Source organism: Staphylococcus sp. HMSC06C11 (assembly GCF_001808345.1).
Taxonomy (GTDB): domain Bacteria; phylum Bacillota; class Bacilli; order Staphylococcales; family Staphylococcaceae; genus Staphylococcus; species Staphylococcus capitis.
This window is the reverse complement of the sequence record NZ_KV793033.1, coordinates 24903-31552: the sequence shown is the minus strand read 5'-3', so window position 1 is coordinate 31552 and position 6650 is coordinate 24903. Positions and strand designations below refer to the sequence as shown.

8 protein-coding genes and 1 pseudogene are annotated in these 6650 nt (G+C 30.8%); 6 read left to right on the top strand and 3 right to left on the bottom strand.

Annotated elements, in window-relative coordinates; all coding sequences use genetic code 11:
- Positions 1 to 403 (bottom strand): annotated as a pseudogene (locus HMPREF3154_RS11490) (fibrinogen-binding protein); the annotation flags it as partial.
- A gap of 190 nt (positions 404 to 593) precedes the next feature.
- Between HMPREF3154_RS11490 and HMPREF3154_RS02540 the strand changes: the two are divergent.
- Entirely contained in the window at positions 594 to 1220 is a 627-nt protein-coding gene (locus HMPREF3154_RS02540) for a nitroreductase family protein (RefSeq protein ID WP_002436950.1), read from the top strand.
- Between the two features lie 101 nt (positions 1221 to 1321).
- Positions 1322 to 2107, top strand: a complete 786-nt coding sequence (locus HMPREF3154_RS02535; RefSeq protein WP_002436943.1) for a carbon-nitrogen family hydrolase — start codon at positions 1322 to 1324, stop codon at positions 2105 to 2107.
- 367 nt (positions 2108 to 2474) lie between these two features.
- Here HMPREF3154_RS02535 and HMPREF3154_RS11760 read toward each other — a convergent pair whose 3' ends face one another.
- Positions 2475 to 2552 (bottom strand): delta-lysin family phenol-soluble modulin, encoded by a 78-nt coding sequence (locus HMPREF3154_RS11760; RefSeq protein ID WP_049307263.1) that lies wholly within the window; start codon positions 2550 to 2552, stop codon positions 2475 to 2477.
- Positions 2553 to 2868: 316 nt separating this feature from the next.
- Between HMPREF3154_RS11760 and HMPREF3154_RS02530 the strand changes: the two genes are divergently transcribed.
- From HMPREF3154_RS02530 to agrA, 4 genes are read left to right on the top strand one after another with little or no spacing between them, the layout of a single operon-like run.
- Complete coding sequence (locus HMPREF3154_RS02530) at positions 2869 to 3435, top strand: accessory gene regulator AgrB (RefSeq protein WP_002436953.1); 567 nt, start codon at positions 2869 to 2871, stop codon at positions 3433 to 3435.
- Positions 3436 to 3437: 2 nt separating this feature from the next.
- Positions 3438 to 3578, top strand: coding sequence for a cyclic lactone autoinducer peptide AgrD (agrD, locus tag HMPREF3154_RS02525; protein ID WP_030063609.1), 141 nt, complete (start codon positions 3438 to 3440; stop codon positions 3576 to 3578).
- Between the two features lie 23 nt (positions 3579 to 3601).
- On the top strand, positions 3602 to 4891 hold the full coding sequence (agrC, locus tag HMPREF3154_RS02520; RefSeq protein WP_002436956.1) for a quorum-sensing sensor histidine kinase AgrC: 1290 nt from the start codon (positions 3602 to 3604) through the stop codon (positions 4889 to 4891).
- Positions 4892 to 4906: 15 nt separating this feature from the next.
- Complete coding sequence (gene agrA, locus HMPREF3154_RS02515) at positions 4907 to 5623, top strand: quorum-sensing response regulator AgrA (RefSeq protein WP_002436958.1); 717 nt, start codon at positions 4907 to 4909, stop codon at positions 5621 to 5623.
- 64 nt (positions 5624 to 5687) lie between these two features.
- On the opposite strand, the gene HMPREF3154_RS02510 is transcribed toward agrA, so the two are convergent.
- Positions 5688 to 6647: a carbohydrate kinase family protein gene (locus tag HMPREF3154_RS02510; RefSeq protein ID WP_023350003.1), complete on the bottom strand. Its 960-nt coding sequence runs from the start codon at positions 6645 to 6647 to the stop codon at positions 5688 to 5690.
- Positions 6648 to 6650 lie beyond the last annotated feature (3 nt).

Here is a 6650-nt window from a genome sequence, read left to right as displayed (position 1 = left end):
TATCTGAGTCAGAAGCACTATCTGAATCTGAATCGTTATCTGAGTCGGAAGCACTGTCTGAGTCTGAGTCACTATCTGAATCTGAATCGCTATCTAAATCCGTGTCGTTGTCTGAGTCTGAATTTAAATCATTTATTGCATTCGAATCAGACTCTCCGTTCTCATCATTTTCAGAAGTTGCAAGTGGATTTATGTTATTTTCATTAGATTGAGGCTGATGACTTATTGAATTGTCGTCACTAAAAGTCTGATTTTCAGATTCTGCTTTATTAATATCATTATTCGAAGAAATGGGCTGTATATTCTCCTCTGCTGCATGTGCATGATTATCAAATAAGGGTGTACTCAACATAAATGCAAAACCTGTTAATACAAACGAATGCTTGATTTTATTGTTATTCATAAGTCAATCACCTCCTCTTTAAATTCTTTTATCATCTTTAGTATATAGAAAATATTAGATTTTTGCATTCAAATAAGACTTTTGAAAATGAATATTAATCTTGTTGAAATTTCATAGTAATTATTTGTGCATTATGAAAAGTATAATTATTATAGTATGTATAAATCAAAAGCAAAGGAGTATTTTAAAAATGGGGATTTTTAATAATACTGAAAATGAACAATCATTTAACGAAGCAATTGAAACTAGAAGAACTATTTATAATTTAGAAAAAACAATATCTATTAGTGATGAAGAACTAGAAGAATTAATCGCACATGCTGTAAAGCATGTACCTTCTGCATTCAACTCTCAATCAACAAGAATAGTTTTACTTTTGAATGACAAAAATGAACAATTCTGGGAAAATACAAAATCTATTTTAAAAGAAACAATGGGTCCTGACAGAGATTTTGAACCTACTCGCCAAAAAATTGATAATTTCAAACATTCTCATGGCACAATTCTTTATTATGAAGATCAAAGTGTTATTAATGCATTACAAGATAAAATGCCTAACTTCTATGAAAACTTTGAAATTTGGTCAAACCAAGCTAACGCGATGCATCAGTATGCTATTTGGACTGCTTTAGCTACTAAAGGCATCGGTGCATCTTTACAACACTATAATCCAATTGTAGACGAATCTACTGCAAGCCAATTTGATATTCCGAATACATGGAAATTAATCGCACAAATGCCTTTCGGTGATGTACGTGAGAGTGCGAATGAAAAAGAAATTAAACCTGTAGAAGATCGTTTTATTATTAAAAAATAATTTAATTAACTGCGTCTGTGTAGGTATTACACAGACGCTTTTTTGCGTTTAATACGTAACTTTAGTATCTTATAAATAACTCGTAATAGGGAGTGAAGAAGATGAAAATTCAACTTTTTCAATTTCATATAACTTATGGAAATGCTAATGAAAATGAATCCAAAATAAAAAAATGGTTTAAAGAATACTTGAACGATGATACGGAGGTCGTTGTTTTACCTGAAATGTGGAACAACGGATACGCTTTAGAGGATTTAAAGGTTAAAGCAGATACTAATTTAAAACGAAGTTTTTCATTTATAGCTCAACTGGCTAAACAATTCAATGTTGATATTATTGCAGGTTCTGTATCAAATATTAGAGACAATAACGTGTATAATACGGCATTTTCAGTGAATAAAGATGGTGAGTTAATAAATGAGTACGATAAAGTCCATCTTGTACCAATGCTTAGAGAACCTGAGTTTCTGACTGATGGCAATAAAGTACCTGAACCTTTTCAATTGTCAGATGGTACCCTAGCTACACAAATCATATGCTATGATTTACGGTTTCCTGAATTGTTAAGATATCCAGCTAAAAATGGTGCTAAAATTGCATTTTACGTTGCACAATGGCCTAGTGCTAGACTTAATCATTGGTTGGCATTGCTTAAAGCAAGAGCTATTGAAAATGATATGTATGTAGTTGCAGCTAATGGTTGCGGTAATGATGGAAACACGGAGTACGCTGGATATTCGACAGTTATCAATCCAAATGGTGAGATTGTTCAAGAATTGGGCAGTGATGAAGGTGTCCTCACCACTAATGTAGATTTAGAATTGGTTGATCAACAAAGAGAGTCTATACCTGTACTTAGAAATCTAAAACCTAATTTATATAAATAAAATTAAGCCGTGAGCTTGGGAGGGACTCACGGCTTTGATAACTTATTATTAAGGGAATGTTTTTACAGTTATTTTTTCAATCTATTTTTTGGGGATGTTATTAATTATGAAAAAATTTTAGTGAATTTATCTATTTTATTAATGATAAATTGAATGTTGTTTACGATAGCTTACATGCTAGAAATAATTACCTAATTAAAGGTAGCTAAGAATAATACGTAACACTGAGTCCAAGGAAACTACAGCTTTATAGCAAATGCTGCTCACTTGCTATTAACTTTGGGTTATTAAGTTGGGATGGCTTAACAACCCATTACTTAGTCATACTATACGAAGAAAACAAAGTTACAATGAAAGAATTCAAAACTTATTTTTTGAATTTTTTAATTGTATCAATGATCCATTTAATGAAATCACTGATTGTAGATACGATATCTGCAGCCATTACACTTCACTCCTTCCAACTAAATAATGGATTTGAATGATTTGGGAAGAATCATTCAATTAAGATTAAGCAAATTTTTCAACTATCTTTCTATCACATCTCTGTGATATGAGTCTATTAAAACATGGTTTTTACATTAAAGTACGATAATTCCTTAACTCGTCAAAAAATGTACTTAAGTGTATTTCTATTTATGTTAAAATATCACTTGGGAATTAAAAATAACACTTAGGTATATTTTTTAAACAGTTAGGCATAATATTTAAAATGAGTTGCGCAAAATTGTATAATGTATTATGAGGAGAGTAATAGACGATTGAATATAATAGATAGAAAAATTGATGAATTTGCTAACTATTTACAACGCAAAAACAACTTAGATCATATACAATTTTTGAAAGTTCGCTTAGGTATGCAGGTAGTATTAACAAATATTGAAAAAACAATTATTGTATACGGGTTAGCATTAATTTTCCAGACTTTTTATTACACACTTTTAACTCATTTAAGTTATTTTTTAATTAGAAGTAATGCTCATGGTGCACACGCAAAATCATCCCTATTATGTCATATTCAAAATATAATTCTTTTTATTTTATTCCCATATTTGATAATAAAGTTTGATGTAAAATATCTAATATTATTATTTTTGGCATTGATAGGTTTTATTATAGTTATTAAGAATGCACCTGCAGCAACGAAAAAACAACCCATACCTAAACGCCTACTAAAACGTAAGAAAATACTCTCCATTGTTTTATATTGCTTTATTCTAGTAGTTTCATTCGTTACATTTGAGCCAGTTAATAAACTTATTTTATTTGGCGAATTTTTAGAGTCATTGACACTATTATCTATTTTTTTCCCTAAGGAGGATACATGATTATGGAAGGATTATTTAATTTATTTATAAAATTCTTTACTATGATATTTGAATTCATTGGTTTTGTAGCAGGAGCAAATCCATGCGCTTCTTATTTCGATGAACCTGAGGTACCTAAGGAATTATCTAAACTTTACGAGTAAACTTTACAGAAAGTGTGTAAGTTATGGATGAAATTAATTTTTTACCATTTGCAGCCCTACAGGTTTTTTTAATATTTTGGGTTACAAAAGTTATTATTAATATGAAGTTTAATTTGAGGGATTATTTAATCATTTTATCGATTGTAATCCCTTCTACTATACTTTATTATTTTTGGCATAGTAAAGCTCTTATTGCTTTAGTAATAATTATTACAATATTCTTCTACACCAAGATTAAGTTATATTCCGTGATTGTTGTTTTATTCACCAATATGATTTTATATTTAACTAATTTCATAACGGTATACATATATTTAACTATAAAAGATTGGATTCCCAATAGATTAGTTTTATTAACGATACACTTCAGTTTCTTTGTAGTTATAGCTCTAATTATAGCTTATTTAACTCAATTATTATTTAAAAAACTTAAAGAATCATACCTATCACTCAATAAAAGATACTTATTTATTATTACTATTGTACTATTAGTATCTTTTATTTTACTTTATATGGTTTCTCAAACAGATATGCAAGCAAATGACAGTCTCAAATTATACGCTGTCTTATTAGTAGCTCTTATCGTATTTTTAAGTGTAGTAATTCTAATCATGTCAACGTTCACTCTACGTGAAATGAAGTATAAGCGTAATCTTGAAGAAATTGAAACGTACTATGAATATACGCTACGTATCGAAAGTATCAATAATGAGATGCGTAAGTTCCGACATGATTACGTCAATATTCTTTCTACGCTTTCAGATTTTATTCGTGAAGATGATATGCAAGGTCTTAAAAAATATTTCAATGAACAAATTGTTCCTATGAAGGATAATATGAAAACGCGCTCTATAAAAATAAATGGTATTGAAAATCTTAAAGTTAGAGAAATTAAAGGGTTAATTACTACTAAAATTCTTCAAGCTCAAGAGAAAGCAATACCGATTAGTATAGAGGTTCCTGATGAAATTGATAAAATCGAAATGAACACTATAGAGTTCAGCCGTATTTCAGGAATTATTTTGGATAATGCCATTGAAGCTTCAGAAGTTCTTGATGATCCACTTATTCAAATTGCTTTTATTAATAATGAAGAATCTGTTACATTCATTGTGATGAATAAATGTAGCGATGATACCCCTAAAATACATGAATTATTTGAAGAAGGCTTTTCAACTAAAGGCGATAACAGAGGGTTAGGTCTATCTACGCTTAAAGAACTGACTGACCAAAATGAGAACGTCCTATTAGATACTGTTATCGAAAATGGATATTTCGTTCAAAAAGTAGAAATTATTAATACGGAAGCATAAGGATGTGAAATATAGATGAAGATATTCGTTTGCGAAGACGATCCTAGACAAAGAGAAAACATGGTTTCAATTATCAAAAATTACATCATGATAGAAGAAAAACCTATGGAACTAGCTCTCGCAACTGATGATCCTTATGAAGTGCTTGAGCAATCAAAAGAAATGAATGATATTGGTTGTTATTTCTTAGACATTCAATTAGAAGCTGATATGAATGGTATTAAACTTGGTAGTGAAATTCGTAAACATGACCCTGTGGGTAACATTATTTTTGTAACAAGTCACAGCGAACTTACTTATCTCACTTTTGTTTATAAAGTGGCTGCTATGGATTTCATTTTCAAAGATGATCCTTCAGAACTAAAAACAAGAATCATTGACTGTCTTGAAACTGCTCATACACGTCTTAAGTTGCTATCTAAAGAAAGTAATGTTGAAACAATTGAGTTAAAACGTGGTAGTAACTCTGTGTATGTTCAATATGACGATATTATGTTCTTTGAATCATCAACTAAGTCACACAGATTAATCGCACACTTAGATAACCGTCAAATTGAATTTTACGGTAATCTTAAAGAGTTAGCTCAACTTGATGAACGTTTCTTTAGATGTCATAACAGCTTTGTAGTGAATAGACATAACATTGAATCGATTGATTCTAAAGAGCGTATCGTTTATTTCAAAAATGGTGAAAATTGTTTCGCGTCTGTGCGTAATGTTAAAAAAATCTAACACACTTTAAAATACCCAGCTTATTTATCACTCTATAGTGAATAAGCTGGGTTTCTTTATGAGTTTAGGAACCTTTTTCAATTTCTTCTGTTGTGGGTAAACTTTCAATGGCGCCATATCTTGTAGTTGTTATAGCTGCCACTTTATTACCAAATTCGAGAATGCTATTACCTTCATTTTCAAATAATTGAGCAACATCAATAATATCTGAAGATAATATACGACTAATAACGGCTCCTATAAAGGCATCACCGGCACCTGTAGTATCTATAGCTTTAACTTTGAAACCTTGATGTTCTATAGTAAATTGGTTCTTAGTAAACGCTTGTGCCCCTTTCGGACCTTTAGTATAAATCACTACAGCCACGTTACCTTTAAATAGTGACTGTATAGCTTTAGTTTCATCTTTCATTCCTGTTATAAATTCTAGTTCTTCATCTGAAACTTTTACTACATTCGCTTTAGGAATAAATTCATGAATTGCTTGACGACATGCTTCTGGGTCTTCCCATAAAGGTAAGCGTACATTAGGATCAAATACTATCGTTCCATTAGCCTTCTCAAATTTTTCAATCATTTTTGAATGTGCTTGTTTCATTAAACTTTCAACTAAATCCACAGAACAGAAATGTAGAATGTCTTGATCAGTAACCTCTATATCTTCAATATGTGAGGGATCATAAAGCATGTCAGCAGAAGGCTTACGATAAAACGAGAAATCTCGCTGACCATCTTCTTTTAAACTTACAAAAGCTAGTGCTGTATTTGCTTCATTGGTACGTTGAATATAGTCTACACCTACACCAATGCGTTCAATGGTTTCAACAATAATGTCACCAAATGCATCATGTCCTAATTGCGTGACCATTTCGGAATGACCACCTAGTTTACTCACTGTTGCTGCTACGTTACAAGGTGCCCCACCTACCTGACGACTAAATTGTTCTACGTCTTTAAGTTCTGAATTTGTGACATGTGGTATAAAATCGATAAGTGCTTCACCTATTGCAAACAACCTTCTCATTAT